Below are 14,845 nucleotides of genomic sequence, written 5' to 3'. Positions count from 1 at the left end.
CATGTGGTTGTTTGATACGTCAAAAGATAAGAAGCTGTACCATACAGGTTTGTTTCTTATCAGGGTAGTTGTAGGCTGTTTTATGCTTACGCATGGTGCTAAAAAGTATATGATGCTTTTTTCCGGTGAACCTATACAGTTTGCTGATCCGATAGGAATAGGTCAGGCAAATTCACTTGTATTGGCTTTCGTCGCCGAGTTTGTTTGTTCTGTTTTTATTTTGATAGGTTTTGCCACACGATTAGTAGTCCTGCCACTAATTACAACTATGGCTATAATCGTATTTGTAGTACATGCTCCGGATGGATTTGAAAAACAGGAACTACCGGGCTTATATCTCACTATTTATGTATTACTACTTATAACCGGAAGCGGTAAATATTCTATAGATCATCTTATCTATAAAAAGAGAAGGCCAAAACTGTATCCTTAAGCTCAAATTATAGTATTTTTGAATCGTAGTTACGCTGATAAAATACCATGGAAAATATAATAATACCACAGGAAATGATTGTTTCACTTGAAAAGATAGTGGGGCAGTCATTTCTTTTTTTAGACGAAGAAACCAGAAAACATTACGGTCATGATGAAACGGAAGATTATAACTTTCCACCATCAGTTGTAATAAAACCAGGCAATACGCAGGAGGTTTCAGAAATAATGAAACTTGCAAACGAATATAAAATTCCTGTTGTTCCCATAGGAGGTCGTACCGGATTAAGCGGAGGTGCTCTTAGTATTTATGGAGGTATCGGGCTTTCTATGGAACGTTTCAATAAAATTGAAATTGATGAGCAAAATCTGCAGGGTATTGTTGAGCCGGCCGTTATTACGCAGGTTTTCCGTGAAGCCGCTTTCGAGAAAGGATTGTTTTATCCACCGGATCCAAGCAGCCAGGGTAGTTGTACCATTGGTGGGAATGTTGCCGAAAATGCAGGTGGCGCACGCGCACTTAAATATGGTGTAACAAAGGATTATGTGCTGAATCTGGAAGTTGTCCTGCCTTCCGGCGAAATTATGTGGACAGGTGCCAATACGCTTAAGAATTCCACAGGATATAACCTGACGCAGCTTATGGTGGGTAGTGAGGGTACGTTAGGAATAATCACTAAAATTGTAATGAAGCTTTTGCCAAAGAACTCGCATAACATACTAATGATGGTGCCTTTCTTTAAGTCTGCTCAGGCGTGTGAAGCAGTAGCTGAAATATTTCGTGCAGGAATAGTACCTAGTGCATTGGAATTCATGGAGCGTGATGCTATTGACTGGACACTTAAATATGTTGATGGTGTTAGCCTTGATATAAAAGATGAGGTTGAAGCACATCTCCTTATTGAGGTAGATGGTAATTATCCGGATATGCTTTTTGCAGAAGCGGAAAAGATAATGGGAGTGCTGGATCAGTTTGAGATTGACGAGATTCTTTTTGCGGATAGCGAAGAGCAAAAGAATGCACTTTGGAAAATGCGTCGTGCCGTGGGAGAGGCTGTAAAATCAAATTCGGTATATAAAGAAGAAGATACTGTTGTGCCACGTTATGAGCTACCAACATTATTAGCAGGAATAAAAGCTGCCGGTAAGAAATATGGATTCCATTCTGTTTGTTACGGGCATGCCGGTGACGGCAATCTTCATGTAAATATCATTAAAGGCGATATGAACGACGAAAACTGGAATACTGAAGTGCCTAAAGGGATTCGTGAGATATTTGAGCTTACAGTTTCCCTGAAAGGAACGCTGTCAGGTGAGCATGGCATCGGTTATGTACAAAAGAATTATATGGATATTGCTTTTAATGATACTCAACTGCAACTCATGAAGAGTATAAAGAATATATTCGATCCTAACAATATTCTCAATCCGGGGAAAATATTACCGGACAATTTATAAAAGCAGAACGCTCCTTTTTAGGAGCGTTTTTTTATTCGGTAGGTTTAGGGAAAGCTTTTGTCGCAACTTTACCGATGGTGAGTCCCTGTACTACTATAGAGAATACCACCACAAAATAGGTTATGGCAATAATAATGTCTTTATAAGGACCGTCATTTATTGATAAGGCTAATGCAATAGATACACCTCCGCGGAGACCTCCCCATACCAATACTTTGATGGTACCTTTGCTGAATTTTTCCCTGAACTTAATGAACTTCGTCGGTAGCCATATCGATATGTATCTTGAGAATAATACCAGTGCGATACATGCAATTCCCGGTAGCCAGTAACTATTTATATCTTTTATCACCAACAGGTTAAAGCCTATAAAAAGGAAAAGTATAGCGTTGAGTATCTCATCATTCAGTTCCCAGAATTTATCAAGGTAATCTTTAGTTACAGGAGACATTGCAAATCTCTTCTTGAAATTACCAATTATAAGTCCTGCAAATACCATGGTAAGCGGACCTGAGAAGTGCAGGGTAGAAGCAATCAGGTAACCTCCCATAACTACTGAAAGGGTTATGAGTACAGACACCTTGTAATCGTCAATTTTACGCATGGCTCTCGATGCGCCTATACCCAATGCTGTGCCTAACAGGAAGCCACCACCAGCCTCTTTAACTAGTAGCCATGCAGCATAACTAAAAGTAGGGTTGGGGCCATCCTGTGCCAACTGTAATATTACAGCAAAGACCACAACAGCTATGCCATCATTAAAAAGCGATTCTCCGGCAATCTTGGTTTCAAGTGATTTTTTTACACCGGCCTTTTTAAGGATACTTAGTACGGCAACGGGGTCAGTGGGTGATATTAGTGAACCAAATAACAGGCAATAGAGGTAAGGGAGTGTAATTCCTAAAAGGGGTAATATATAATACAGCAATGTCCCTACCGCAAAGGTTGATATTACTACGCTTACAGTTGAGAATACCATTATAGGGCCACGTTGTTCCCTCAGGTCTTTAAGATTTACATGGATTGCTCCTGCAAAAAGCAGAAAGTTAAGCATGGCTCCCATAAGTACCTGGGTAAAATCGAAACCATGTATGAGGGTAGAGATACGGTGTAAAGTATTAGGGAATGTTTTTCCGAAAAGTACCAGAAAAATAGAAACCGCCATAGCCAATACCATAACGCCTATGGTTGAAGGCAATTTTAAAAAACGGACATTAAAATAGGCAAAGAATGATGCCAGTACAATAAGAACAGAAAGCGAATAATATAACTCCATAGGCAAATAAAGAACATGTCAGTCTCAGGTATCTATTTTCAGCATGATGATTGATGATGATTTTAAAAAGACTTTTTTAGAGACTGTTGCTGAAAATAATAAAAAGTCGATATTTACAAATATATCGAAAAATAGCCTTAAATCCTAATCGGGACAGTGTCTGTTCACAAAAAAAAGCCCTGAAATTTCAGGGCTTTGGGGATGAAGTGTATGATGTATTTATGATTTTTTCTTAACCGATTGTCTTTTGGCTTCTTCTGCTTTTTTGGCTTCAGCATATTTAGCCAGTTTAGCTTGTTCAGGTGTTTGTGGTTCGGCAGAAGCTGCAACTTCTTCGATACCTTCTCCATCAAGTTCTTTCCTGATTACTTCATGAAGTGCTTCTCTGGCGTTTGGAGCAGAAGGATCTATGAAAGTCCATTGGTTAGATGTGCTTTCATCTGCAATAGCAATAATATGAAGGCGTTTTTTTACATCAACAGTATTGTTACTGTCAATATAATAAGCATCTTCAGTACCAAATAGTTTTTTGAAAAATGCTTCTTTTGCTGCTACATTTTCAGGAGCTGTTTTTTCTTTTAGCTCTACCGTTAACATAGTGTCATAATTTATAAGACAAAAAGTAGTGTATTCAGTTTTTTTAACTGCTCCATAATCAATTGATGGTTCTACTCTTACTCTGTGAACAATATAATCAGGGCCTTCAATTTTTTTCTGAAGCTGGTTAATATAATCTTCTTTAGTGACTACATTAAAATAGCCTGGGTATACTGTTCCTATAAGATCTTCATAATTTTCCTGATCTGTCAGGTCAATCATTTTTTGGGTAGCTGCTTTAAGGGAGTACTTGTCCTGTGCCTGACCGCTAAGGGACAATGCCAGAAGCAATGTAGCTGTAAATAATCTTGTTTTCATGATAGTTTAGTGTTTAGCATTTTCAAATATAGGGAATTGAAAAGAAATCATGGAAAAATGCCTCTTAAAATTTAAATTAAAGTTAAAATTGTCAAGATTGTTTTGTGGTGTGGTTGTAAATAAAAAAAGTCCCCAAATTATTTTGGGGACTTTCCTATACATATAGTGTGGATTACTCGTTAACGATGATCCATTCGCCTGTTGCCAGAAGGCCTTCGGCTTTTTTGAATTTCATTGTTTCCGTTTTTCCGCTCATAACGTGTTTTACAGTAACATTGTCGTTGCGGTTAATTTTCGGAGCATCCCTTACAATTGTTTCAACTGTTTGAGGACGACTTTGGCTTTGCTGAGCTACTTCACGTGCCTGTGCAGCCATTTCATCAGTATTCAGTACTTCGTCTTTAGACTCAGTATAGTTTTCCTTTATTACTTCCTGTCTTGCCTCCTGAATGTTGTTAGGGTTTTGTGACGGAAGATCCCCTTTGAAAAGGAATGAAATCACTTCACGGTTAATACCATCCATTGTTTTCTTGAACAGGTTGAAAGCCTCAAATTTATAGATAAGAAGTGGATCTTTTTGCTCGTGAACGGCAAGCTGTACCGATTGTTTTAGCTCATCCATTTTACGAAGGTGTTTTTTCCATGCTTCGTCAACAATGGCAAGTGTGATGTTTTTCTCGAAATCCTTAACCAACGTACGGCCTTCACTTTGGTAAGCTTTTTCAAGGTCAGTAACTACATTAAGGGTTTTGATACCATCTGTAAACGGAACAACGATACGCTCATATTGGCCATTGTTGTTTTCGTATACATTCTTGATCACAGGGAAAGCTTCGGCAGCATTACGCTCTGTTTTAGCATTGTAGTGGTCAAGTACTACCTTGTATATTTTGCCTGCAAGTTCTCTTTCAGAAAGCTTAGCAAATTCTGACTCAGTTACAGGAGAACTGATAGAGAATGTACGGATAAGCTCAAACTCAAAGTTTTTAAAGTCGTTTGCAGGTTTGTTTGTTTCAACGATAAGCTCAGCAGTATCATACATCATGTTAGCCAAATCCACTTTAAGGTGTTCTCCAAAAAGGGCGTGTCTTCTGCGTTTGTATACTACTTCACGTTGCGCGTTCATCACGTCGTCATATTCCAGAAGACGTTTACGTACACCAAAGTTGTTTTCTTCTACTTTTTTCTGAGCACGCTCAATAGACTTGGTCATCATAGAGTGCTGGATAACCTCGCCCTCTTTAAGTCCCATGCGGTCCATGATCTTTGCAACTCTTTCAGAACCGAATAAACGCATCAGGTTATCTTCAAGAGATACGTAGAACTGAGAGCTTCCCGGATCTCCCTGACGACCGGCACGGCCTCGTAACTGGCGGTCTACACGACGTGAATCGTGACGCTCAGTACCTATAATGGCAAGACCTCCGGCTGCTTTAACTTCAGGAGTAAGTTTAATATCGGTACCACGACCTGCCATGTTGGTTGCAATAGTTACAACGCCCGGCTTACCAGCTTCGGCAACAATCTCAGCTTCTTTTTTGTGAAGTTTTGCATTCAGTACGTTATGCGGTACATTACGCATTTTAAGCATACGGCTTAATAACTCTGATATCTCTACTGATGTTGTACCGATAAGTACCGGTCTTCCTGCAGCAGATAATGCAGTTACATCCTCAATAACAGCATTGAATTTCTCACGCATTGTACGGTAGATAAGATCCTGCTCATCTTTACGCGCAATACCTCTGTTAGTAGGGATTTCTACTACGTCAAGTTTATATATTTCCCAGAACTCACCCGCTTCAGTAACAGCAGTACCGGTCATACCGCCAAGCTTGCTGTACATTCTAAAGTAGTTTTGCAGGGTAATGGTTGCAAATGTTTGTGTAACGGCTTCGATTTTTACGTTCTCTTTTGCTTCAATAGCCTGGTGTAGTCCGTCAGAGTAACGACGACCATCCATGATACGTCCTGTTTGCTCATCAACGATAAGTACTTTGTTATCCATGATAACATACTCCGTATCTTTTTCAAATAGGGTATAAGCTTTTAGAAGCTGTGTTAGCGTATGGATACGCTCACTCTTAACAGCAAAATCTTTATAAAGTTCTTCTTTAGCTTCCGCTTCTTCTTCTTTAGAAAGTTTTTGTTTCTCTATTCTTGCAATCTCAGTTCCAATGTCCGGAAGTACAAAGAAATGGCTGTCAGTATCCTGAGAAAGGAACTGAATACCGTTATCGGTAAGTTCAACCTGATTGTTTTTCTCTTCGATTACAAAGTAAAGAGCCTCATCAATTTTGTGCATGTCGCGATTGTTATCGGCCATGTACTGGTTTTCTGTTTTCTGAAGTAGTTGCTTAACACCTTCTTCACTTAAGAATTTGATAAGGGCTTTGTTTTTAGGAAGACCTCTGTGTGCACGAAGCAACAGGAATCCGCCATCTTTGGTATTACCTTCACGGATAAGTTTTTTGGCTTCTGCCAATACTCCATTTATTAATGTTCTCTGAAGGTTTACAAGGTTGTCAATTTTTGGTTTAAGCTCAGTAAACTCATGACGGTCACCCTGAGGTACAGGACCAGAGATGATAAGCGGCGTACGTGCGTCATCTACTAATACTGAATCGACCTCATCGACAATAGCATAATTATGTTTACGCTGTACAAGGTCGTTTGGCGAATGTGCCATATTATCCCTTAGGTAGTCAAAACCAAATTCGTTGTTGGTACCATAAGTGATATCTGCCGCATAAGCTTTTCTACGTGCGTCAGAGTTTGGCTGGTGGTTATCGATACAGTCTACTGTAAGTCCGTGGAATTCGAAAAGCGGAGCTTTCCACGAGCTATCCCTTTTAGCAAGGTAGTCATTCACGGTTACAAGGTGTACACCATTTCCAGTAAGGGCATTAAGATAAAGTGGAAGGGTAGCCACAAGGGTTTTACCTTCACCTGTTTGCATCTCTGCGATTTTACCCTGGTGCAGTACAATACCACCTATAAGCTGTACATCATAATGAATCATATCCCAGGTAATTTCTTTACCTGCGGCATTCCATGAGTTAGCCCATACAGCATTGTCGCCTTCTATAACAATATAAGGTTTTGTTGCCGAAAGCTCCATGTCTTTAGGAGTAGCCTTAACAGTGATAGAAGTATTCTCTTTAAAACGTTTTGCAGTTTCTTTTACTACGGCAAAAGCTTCAGGAAGAATTTCCATCAATGTTTTTTCAGATAACTCATAGGCTTCTTTTTCAAGTGCATCGATAGAAGCATAGATATCTTCTCTTGCATCGATATCCTCGATTTTTTCAACCTCTTCCAGATAAGATGCTATTTTAGCGTCTTTCTCGGCACGAGCCTTACGGATGGTATCTTTAAAATATATTGTTTTCTCCCTTAGCTCGTCATGGCTAAGCTGAGCTAAAGCGCTTTCATAAGACTTGATCTTGTTGATCAGGGGCTGGATGGCCTTAACGTCTTTTTGCGACTTATCGCCTACAAAGGCTTTAAGAATGCTGTTTATTAAACTCATTATTTTGTAATTACTTATATTTAACTGTAATAGGATACAAATTTAGCCAAAAAAAAAGCCTCGCGGAGAGACTTTTCAATTGAATTTTATTTTTTCCTAGTATTCATCCTCGTTCCAAAGATAGTCTTCGTCGGTTGGATAATCCGGCCATATTTCTTCCATCGATTCATAGATCTCACCTTCGTCTTCAATGGATTGAAGGTTTTCTACTACCTCAAGAGGAGCACCGGTCCTGATGGCGTAATCAATAAGCTCATCTTTGGTGGCAGGCCACGGAGCATCACTTAAATATGATGCTAATTCTAATGTCCAATACATCTTCTAAACGATTAAAGTTTATGCAAAAATAAATTTTCTACTGAAATTGTCAAGTAAAAATTTGTTTATTTTATTTAAAAAATTAAGAACGTGTTTTCAGTACCCAGTGTTCAGTAATCAGTATTCAGATTTCTCTGTGTTTACTAATAATAGACAATATGTTCAACTAAAATGTCTACTTCTAGAAGTACTGCTAACTGAGAACTGAATACTGTAAACTAAAAACTCCTTAGAGTTTTTCAGGTATCCACTTCACTTCGTCAGCCTTGAGGTCATGGGACAACTTTCGTGCCAATACAAAAAGGTAGTCAGAAAGTCGGTTCAGATAGGTTAAAACCATCTCGTCAGTAGGCTCCAGGTCGTGTAAATGTACCGAAAGACGCTCTGCACGACGGCATACACACCTTGCAATGTGACAATATGACACCGTTGTATGTCCACCCGGAAGCACAAAATGCGTCATTGGTGGCAGTTCAGTTTCCATGTTGTCAATCTCGTTTTCAAGGAGTTCTACATCGTTGTCGGAAATTTTGGGGATGTTTAGTCTGTCTTTTCCGTTTTTCAAAACTGATTTTTCCGGGTCGGTTGCCAATATGGCACCTACAGTAAACAATCTGTCCTGTATTTTTTCTAATATTTTCTTGTAATCGGGATTAATATCCTGATCGCGGATAAGTCCTATGTGTGAATTAAGCTCGTCTACCGTACCATAGCTTTCAATACGGATATGGTGTTTAGGAACGCGTGTGCCGCCAAACAGGGCAGTAGTGCCTTTGTCTCCGGTTTTAGTGTATACTTTCATTATTTCTGGATTTTAGATTTTAGATCTTAGATTTCAGATTGAGCTTCACTCATGTATTCTAATACTAATAAGGAGTGGCAATCTAAAATCTAAGATCTACAATCTGAAATGTTATTTATGAGGATTAGGATTTACATTATCGCTTTCTATAATTCCGTCGCGAAGGCGGATTACCCTGTGGGCATAAGCAGCGATGTCTTCTTCGTGAGTTACAAGAATCACGGTGTTACCGTTAGCATGGATCTCTCCAAACAGTTTCATGATCTCTACAGAGGTCTTACTGTCAAGGTTTCCTGTAGGCTCATCGGCAAGTATGATGGATGGGTGGTTTACCAGAGCTCTTGCTACAGCAACCCTTTGGCGCTGACCTCCTGATAGCTGGTTGGGTTTGTGGTCCATCCTGTCCTGAAGGCCTACCTGAGTAAGTACTTCGGTGGCTCTGGCATTGCGCTCCGGTTTTTTATAACCTGCATATACCATTGGCAGGGCTACGTTGTCAAGCGCTGTGGTTCGGGGCATAAGGTTGAACGTCTGGAAAACGAAACCAATCTCTTTGTTACGGATGGCGGCAAGTTCATCATCAGCCATACGGCTGACATCTTTGCCGTTTAGGATGTAGTTTCCGCCGGTAGGGGTATCCAGACAACCTAATATATTCATAAGCGTACTTTTACCCGATCCCGATGGTCCCATAAGGGCAACATATTCTCCTTTATTTATATTGAGGTCAATGCCTTTAAGAACTTTTACGATTTCACTTCCTAAAGGGAAATTTCGTGTTATGCCTTTAATCTCTATTATTGGTTCTGACATGATTGATGATTTGAGGCCTAAAAGTAAGGATTTTTTTTGTTTCTGTCCGAAGTCAGAAGTCTGATGTCTGAAGATGTTTAGCAATTAATCGTAGTATCCTATACTGATAAGGTAATTTGAGATGGATGCAGCAATTATAGCTAATATGCTTATTAATAACATTATACTTATAAATCCAAATTTTGAATGTTTTATGCCGGCTTGTTTCTCTTCTTTATATTTTTTGAAGTTAAAATATAGCATCATAATAGCAGCGGGCAAAATAACCCAACTGTATTTTGTTGGATTCATTGCCGTGGGGAACATACTCAGAAACAGAAAGGAAGAGGCCAATTGACGGCCTTTATCTGTAGAGGATTTAGTTTGCATAGTTGGATTTGTTTTGGCTAATATAAAAAAAAACCACCCGCCTCTGCGAATGGTTTTCCAATTATAATAGATTAGTTGTTTATTATTTGCAATAAACGGGTTCAGCACTGCGCGGAAAAGTTTTTTCTTCCTGTATGCTGCCGTCTGTTTTATGTATTATCACCGAACATTTACTATGTGTTTTAGCCATAGCTATAGTTCGGTTTATTACATCCTGCTTGTTGCTCCCTGTTACAGATGTCCTTCCGGACTGTTCCAGCATGCTTTTCCAGCCATTAATGCCGTTTTGTAGTATATGATATATTCTGCGTTCCATGGTAGTATAAATTTTAGTTGTATGATAAAAGTACGCTCATTGGATGTATAAAAATCTTAACTATTTGCCAATTAACAGGTTTTCAACAGGCTAAGGATGTTAAAGTTGAAAAGTTCTAAGTTTTCTATAACGTTTTAGTGATATTTTTTTTAACTTTAGGTAACACAAAACCAAAGGCTTATGAAAAACATTATATTCTTTGTGTCGGTTATGGTATCGCTGGCTATGTGTCCGCTTCAGGATGGTTACCCTGTACCTCCTGATTGTCCTACAAGAATGTTTTATATTCAGCATTCTAATAGTCATAATACTTTTGTGTATGATGCAAATTTTGCCTCGGGTAAAATATTAAAAGAAAACGACCCTATACATGTGTATCGCATTAACTACAATAAAGGCGGTATAAAAGAAGAGCTTACAAATATGCAGCGCAAAATGGCCTATGGTGTCGAGTTTACAAAAACAGGCAGCAATACTTTTGATTTTACGCTTGCCGCCTATCCATCTAAAAAAATGACATTAAAATTGTGCAGCCAGAACAATCCGCGTGTTAGTGTTTATATCAATGGTAAGACAATCCATCTCAAAAGAATGTTCCTTTTCTGTAATAGGCTGGGCACTTCTGTTTCGTCTATTAATTTTTATGGTAGAGATGCGATTTCCGGAAAAGAAATAACAGAGAATTACGCTATTGATGATTAACTGGTTTATAATCTTTATTAAAGGCTCAAAGTACACTTTGGGCTTTTTTTATGCTGTAAATCATGATATGGGATTTCTTAAAAAGTTAATGAATTCTTAAGTATTCTTAATTGATAGTTAAGTGTATTAAATTATTCTTAATGAATTAAGATATGTTTTGCGGTTTGCTCTAATTTTGACTCCATCAAAGTAACTTAAAAAGCAAAACAACCATGAAAAGATTCAATTTAGCATTAGGCGCTGTCCTGATAGCAGCAGGATTTACATCTTGCAAAGACGAGAAAAAAGAAATGGCTAAAACTGAAGTTGACCACTATGTAGTATATGTTGACTCAATAAATGACCTTGATGCTGCGGAAAGAGCTGCAAACTGGGCTGCTATTGATGCAGAGTACCAAAGAAGGGTTACAGAAGCTGAGGCTGCTCTTGCTGCACTTGAAAATGATGCTGATGCACAAAAAAGAGTGAATGACAGCAAAGCTAAATACGATGGCGTAAAAGCACAGGCTGAAACTCAGGCTAAGGCCGAAGCGGTGGCTGCTTCAGGAAACGGATTAGCTGATACACTTTTTGGCCCTGGTAATGTTGTAGGAAACGATATGACATTTGCGTGGGTTAACAAAGACAACATTCTTAGTGTATATCAAAAATTCTACGAGACTTTTGATGCTGAGAAAAACGAATATACAAGACAGGATCTTGATAAAGTTAAAGCATGGTATGAGGCACTTGATGCCCGTAAAAATACTGTTGAAAAAGAAGGTCTTAGCGCTGATGATAACAGAAAAATTGCTGGTATCAAATTAAAATTCGCACCTAAATTCCGTTGGGAACGTATGACGGCTAAAGGTGAAGAGAATCAGGATGCTAAAGACAAAGCAAACTAAGAAGAGTTAAGGTTTTTTATAAATTTGTGTGAGTAAAGAGGGGTATGCTTAGGTGTACCCCTTTTTTATGATTATATAAAGCTTGTTTTAACCGTGGTTTAACTCCTACTGTGGTTTTTGATGTGTAACTTAGATATGTTAATCAATTAAATGCTATAAGTTATGCCGGCTAGAAAATCACCAGTGCCTCAAATTAAGGATATAGACCAGTATGAGGCGTTAAGAAGAAAGGGCTACAGCAAAGAAAAATCTGTAAGAATAGCTAATAGTGAAGGCGCTGAATACCGTGGAGGTAAAGCAAAAAAATATGAAGGCCGCACCAAGCAGGATATTTATAATGAAGCAAAAAAGGTGGGTATTGAAGGGCGTTCTAAAATGACAAAGGCTGAACTTATTCATGCGCTCCGCACCAACTAAGATTGTTTGTATAGCAATCCCCAAAGGTCTCTGGCTCCTAATGTGAAGTCGGCGACCTTTGATGTTTTTGTGCGGATATTAAAATGCTCTTTGGCCTGTTCCGGTCTGAAGAATACAATTCCTAAATGATATGTATCTATGCTTACGGTAATCCTTGGGTCTTTTTTAAGTGTTTCCCAGTCGTATTCTGCCTGTGCTGAATTATGTATTTTGCTTATTACGCAAACCGTTTTGCTTCCAATGTTTGATGAAAGATTCTCTATCTGAGGTAAAATAGCCTGACTGTCCATTGCAGATATATAGATCATATCAAGATTACCGCTGATAGGGGCAAATGTTGATAGGAACCATATCTTATGGTTCAGTTCTTCGGCGCATTTCCTTATGAGTTGGTTAATAGCAGTTGTGTCTTCACCCAAGGCTACCATTCTTTCACATTTCAGGTTTACCATTATCCTGCAAAGAATCTCGGTTGCTTCCTGACTCAAAACACGTGGATTGTCGGTCTTTACCGGAGCGTTGGTTTTTGTAAGCAGCGCTTTAGCGATCTTAAATACAAAAGGAGAGTGTACTCCGTGTAAATTAACTGAGTTCCAAAGAAATGAATTGTATGATAGTGTTGCCATAAGTATTCAGTCGCAGTCACAGTTTTCAGTATGAGTGAACTGTAAACTGTTCACTGAAAACCGTAAACTATTATTCTTCCATTTTAGCGCTTAGTTCAAACCAGCGCTCTGTTTTTTCGTCTATTTTGTTTAGGATAACCTGTAGTTCATCAGCTTTTTTGGCGATATCTCCCTCGGCAACCGATCCGTCCGAAAATTGCTTTTCTATGGCTTCTTTCTCGCGCTCAAGGTCTTTTATTTCCTTTTCTATTTTTTGGTATTCCTTTTGTTCGTTAAAAGTAAGTCCGGCTTTTACATTGCCCTGTTTCCAGGCTTTTTTGTTATCGCTGTCAGGTTTAATTTCTGTTTTAGCCGGTTCTGTACTGTCTTCATATGCACGGAAGTCGCTGTAGTTGCCCGGGAAATCTTCAATTTCTCCCTCGCCTCTGAATACGAAAAGGTGATCTACGATTTTATCCATAAAGTACCTGTCGTGTGAAACTACTAAAAGGCAACCCGGATAATCTAACAGGAAGTTTTCTAGTACGTTAAGGGTGACGATGTCAAGATCGTTGGTAGGCTCATCCAGAATCAGGAAGTTAGGGTTTTGGATAAGTACGGTACACAAGTAAAGTCGCTTTAATTCCCCTCCACTCAGTTTTTCTACAAAGTCGTATTGTTTCTTGCGGTCAAAAAGGAAGCGCTCCAACAGTTGTGCTGCTGATATGATGCGTCCTTTTGTTAGCGGAATGTATTCGCCAAACTCCTTGATGATATCAATTACTTTTTGTTCCGGTTTAGGGTTGATGCCGCTTTGGGTGTAGTAGCCTAACTTTATGGTGTCGCCTACAACAACCTTTCCGGCATCCGGTGGCATGGTTTGGGTAAGTATATTAAGGAAGGTTGATTTTCCTGTTCCATTTTTTCCGATGATACCTATACGTTCGCCACGGTTAAAGTTATAGCTAAAGTTTTCAAGGATTGTTTTGTCTTTGAACTTTTTAGAAACATTGTGAAGCTCTACAACCTTGCTGCCCATGCGTTCCATATTGATCTCCAGTTCCATCTGGTGGTCTTTACGGCGGCTATGAGCTTTTTCCTTGATTACATAGAAGTCATCCTGACGCGATTTTGATTTGGTGGTACGTGCCTTTGGTTGGCGTCGCATCCATTCCAGTTCTTTTACAAAAAGGTTTTTTGCTTTGTCTATGCTTGCATTTTCAGCAGCGATTCGCTCTTCTTTTTTAGCAAGATAATACGAGTAGTTTCCTTTGTATTGATACAGCTTGCCATTCTCAAGTTCGATGATCTCGTTACATACACGTTCCAAAAAGAAACGGTCGTGCGTAACCATAAACAGTGTCATATTTTCTTTAGCGAAGTAGTTTTCCAGCCACTCAATCATTTCAAGGTCAAGGTGGTTGGTAGGCTCATCCAGAATCAGTAAATCGGGTTTGCTGATAAGTATAATAGAAAGTGCTACACGCTTTTTTTGTCCTCCTGAAAGATTTTTAATTTTGAGTTTTATGTCTTCCAGCTTCAGCTTGGATAGGATTTGTTTATATTGGGTTTCAAAATCCCAGGCATTGTGCATATCCATGCGTTCAAAAGCTTTTTGGTAAGCTTCTTCATCGGCAGGGTTTTCAAGTGCTTTCTCGTATTGTTCGATTACTTTGAGGATCTCATTATCCGAAGCAAAAATGCTCTCTTCAATAGTTAGTTCCGGGTTTAGGTTGGGTTCCTGCGACAGGAAAGCCATTTTCATTTCCTTACGCATTACCACCTGTCCGGTATCAGGTGTGTCTTCTCCTGTAATAATTTTCAGGATACTGGTTTTTCCGGTACCGTTTTTGGCTACAAAAGCAATTTTTTGGTCTTTGTTGATTCCGAAAGATATGTTTTCAAAAAGGGTACGTTCCCCGAATGACTTAGATATATTTTCTACTGAAAGGTAATTCACTTGTATGCTGTTTTGTGCAAAAGTAAACTTTTTGTTTAAGGTT

General features: G+C 39.0%; 15 protein-coding genes. 5 read left to right on the top strand and 10 right to left on the bottom strand.

What is annotated here, in order from left to right; translation table 11 throughout:
* Window position 1: 1 nt before the first annotated feature.
* Together ACFSR3_RS03260 and ACFSR3_RS03255 are read left to right on the top strand one after the other, a co-directional pair.
* Window positions 2–433 carry a DoxX family protein gene (locus ACFSR3_RS03260; protein ID WP_379819701.1) on the top strand — a complete coding sequence of 144 codons (432 nt, stop codon included), beginning with the start codon at window positions 2–4 and terminating at the stop codon, window positions 431–433.
* Window positions 434–480: 47 nt separating this feature from the next.
* Window positions 481–1,890, top strand: coding sequence for an FAD-binding oxidoreductase (locus ACFSR3_RS03255; RefSeq protein WP_379819700.1), 1,410 nt, complete (start codon window positions 481–483; stop codon window positions 1,888–1,890).
* Window positions 1,891–1,921: 31 nt separating this feature from the next.
* On the opposite strand, the gene ACFSR3_RS03250 is transcribed toward ACFSR3_RS03255, so the two are convergent.
* From ACFSR3_RS03250 to ACFSR3_RS03215, 8 genes are all read right to left on the bottom strand, one after another.
* Window positions 1,922–3,166 carry a cation:proton antiporter gene (locus ACFSR3_RS03250; RefSeq protein WP_379819699.1) on the bottom strand — a complete coding sequence of 415 codons (1,245 nt, stop codon included), beginning with the start codon at window positions 3,164–3,166 and terminating at the stop codon, window positions 1,922–1,924.
* A 219-nt stretch (window positions 3,167–3,385) separates the two neighbouring features.
* Entirely contained in the window at window positions 3,386–4,081 is a 696-nt protein-coding gene (locus ACFSR3_RS03245) for a hypothetical protein (RefSeq protein WP_379819698.1), read from the bottom strand.
* A gap of 172 nt (window positions 4,082–4,253) precedes the next feature.
* Window positions 4,254–7,613, bottom strand: coding sequence for a preprotein translocase subunit SecA (gene secA / locus ACFSR3_RS03240; protein WP_379819697.1), 3,360 nt, complete (start codon window positions 7,611–7,613; stop codon window positions 4,254–4,256).
* 96 nt (window positions 7,614–7,709) lie between these two features.
* Entirely contained in the window at window positions 7,710–7,931 is a 222-nt protein-coding gene (locus ACFSR3_RS03235) for a DUF2795 domain-containing protein (protein WP_002986941.1), read from the bottom strand.
* A gap of 229 nt (window positions 7,932–8,160) precedes the next feature.
* Window positions 8,161–8,733, bottom strand: a complete 573-nt coding sequence (locus ACFSR3_RS03230) for a cob(I)yrinic acid a,c-diamide adenosyltransferase (protein ID WP_379819696.1) — start codon at window positions 8,731–8,733, stop codon at window positions 8,161–8,163.
* 111 nt (window positions 8,734–8,844) lie between these two features.
* The gene (locus ACFSR3_RS03225; RefSeq protein ID WP_114757828.1) at window positions 8,845–9,546 is read right to left on the bottom strand and encodes an ABC transporter ATP-binding protein; all 702 of its coding nucleotides are present in this window, start codon (window positions 9,544–9,546) and stop codon (window positions 8,845–8,847) included.
* Between the two features lie 84 nt (window positions 9,547–9,630).
* On the bottom strand, window positions 9,631–9,915 hold the full coding sequence (locus ACFSR3_RS03220; protein WP_379819695.1) for a hypothetical protein: 285 nt from the start codon (window positions 9,913–9,915) through the stop codon (window positions 9,631–9,633).
* 82 nt (window positions 9,916–9,997) lie between these two features.
* The gene (locus ACFSR3_RS03215; RefSeq protein ID WP_114757826.1) at window positions 9,998–10,231 is read right to left on the bottom strand and encodes a DUF2188 domain-containing protein; all 234 of its coding nucleotides are present in this window, start codon (window positions 10,229–10,231) and stop codon (window positions 9,998–10,000) included.
* A gap of 180 nt (window positions 10,232–10,411) precedes the next feature.
* Here ACFSR3_RS03215 and ACFSR3_RS03210 point away from each other — a divergent pair, with 180 nt between their 5' ends.
* From ACFSR3_RS03210 to ACFSR3_RS03200, 3 genes are all read left to right on the top strand, one after another.
* Entirely contained in the window at window positions 10,412–10,933 is a 522-nt protein-coding gene (locus tag ACFSR3_RS03210; RefSeq protein ID WP_379819694.1) for a DUF4833 domain-containing protein, read from the top strand.
* Between the two features lie 212 nt (window positions 10,934–11,145).
* Complete coding sequence (locus ACFSR3_RS03205; RefSeq protein ID WP_379819693.1) at window positions 11,146–11,820, top strand: hypothetical protein; 675 nt, start codon at window positions 11,146–11,148, stop codon at window positions 11,818–11,820.
* 162 nt (window positions 11,821–11,982) lie between these two features.
* Window positions 11,983–12,237 carry a DUF7218 family protein gene (locus ACFSR3_RS03200; protein ID WP_379819692.1) on the top strand — a complete coding sequence of 85 codons (255 nt, stop codon included), beginning with the start codon at window positions 11,983–11,985 and terminating at the stop codon, window positions 12,235–12,237.
* On the opposite strand, the gene ACFSR3_RS03195 is transcribed toward ACFSR3_RS03200, so the two are convergent.
* Window positions 12,234–12,863 (bottom strand): hypothetical protein, encoded by a 630-nt coding sequence (locus tag ACFSR3_RS03195; protein WP_379819691.1) that lies wholly within the window; start codon window positions 12,861–12,863, stop codon window positions 12,234–12,236. The genes ACFSR3_RS03200 and ACFSR3_RS03195 overlap by 4 nt on opposite strands.
* Window positions 12,864–12,933: 70 nt before the next feature.
* Entirely contained in the window at window positions 12,934–14,802 is a 1,869-nt protein-coding gene (locus ACFSR3_RS03190; protein ID WP_379819690.1) for an ABC-F family ATP-binding cassette domain-containing protein, read from the bottom strand.
* Window positions 14,803–14,845: the final 43 nt, after the last annotated feature.

It is taken from the genome of Flavobacterium suzhouense, from assembly GCF_042684765.1.
GTDB lineage: Bacteria > Bacteroidota > Bacteroidia > Flavobacteriales > Flavobacteriaceae > Flavobacterium > Flavobacterium suzhouense.
Note: the sequence above shows the minus strand (reverse complement) of the source record. Positions and strands in the feature narration are given on the sequence as shown.

What these genes read in the sequence shown, in the direction of transcription:
- ACFSR3_RS03250 (WP_379819699.1), bottom strand. Translation starts at nt 3,166, where the DNA reads ATGGAGTTATATTATTCGCTTTCTGTTCTTATTGTACTGGCATCATTC.
- secA (WP_379819697.1), bottom strand. Translation starts at nt 7,613, where the DNA reads ATGAGTTTAATAAACAGCATTCTTAAAGCCTTTGTAGGCGATAAGTCG.
- ACFSR3_RS03230 (WP_379819696.1), bottom strand. Translation starts at nt 8,733, where the DNA reads ATGAAAGTATACACTAAAACCGGAGACAAAGGCACTACTGCCCTGTTT.
- ACFSR3_RS03220 (WP_379819695.1), bottom strand. Translation starts at nt 9,915, where the DNA reads ATGCAAACTAAATCCTCTACAGATAAAGGCCGTCAATTGGCCTCTTCC.
- ACFSR3_RS03205 (WP_379819693.1), top strand. Translation starts at nt 11,146, where the DNA reads ATGAAAAGATTCAATTTAGCATTAGGCGCTGTCCTGATAGCAGCAGGA.
- ACFSR3_RS03255 (WP_379819700.1), top strand. Translation starts at nt 481, where the DNA reads ATGGAAAATATAATAATACCACAGGAAATGATTGTTTCACTTGAAAAG.
- ACFSR3_RS03235 (WP_002986941.1), bottom strand. Translation starts at nt 7,931, where the DNA reads ATGTATTGGACATTAGAATTAGCATCATATTTAAGTGATGCTCCGTGG.
- ACFSR3_RS03195 (WP_379819691.1), bottom strand. Translation starts at nt 12,863, where the DNA reads ATGGCAACACTATCATACAATTCATTTCTTTGGAACTCAGTTAATTTA.
- ACFSR3_RS03215 (WP_114757826.1), bottom strand. Translation starts at nt 10,231, where the DNA reads ATGGAACGCAGAATATATCATATACTACAAAACGGCATTAATGGCTGG.
- ACFSR3_RS03200 (WP_379819692.1), top strand. Translation starts at nt 11,983, where the DNA reads ATGCCGGCTAGAAAATCACCAGTGCCTCAAATTAAGGATATAGACCAG.
- ACFSR3_RS03260 (WP_379819701.1), top strand. Translation starts at nt 2, where the DNA reads ATGTGGTTGTTTGATACGTCAAAAGATAAGAAGCTGTACCATACAGGT.
- ACFSR3_RS03245 (WP_379819698.1), bottom strand. Translation starts at nt 4,081, where the DNA reads ATGAAAACAAGATTATTTACAGCTACATTGCTTCTGGCATTGTCCCTT.
- ACFSR3_RS03210 (WP_379819694.1), top strand. Translation starts at nt 10,412, where the DNA reads ATGAAAAACATTATATTCTTTGTGTCGGTTATGGTATCGCTGGCTATG.
- ACFSR3_RS03225 (WP_114757828.1), bottom strand. Translation starts at nt 9,546, where the DNA reads ATGTCAGAACCAATAATAGAGATTAAAGGCATAACACGAAATTTCCCT.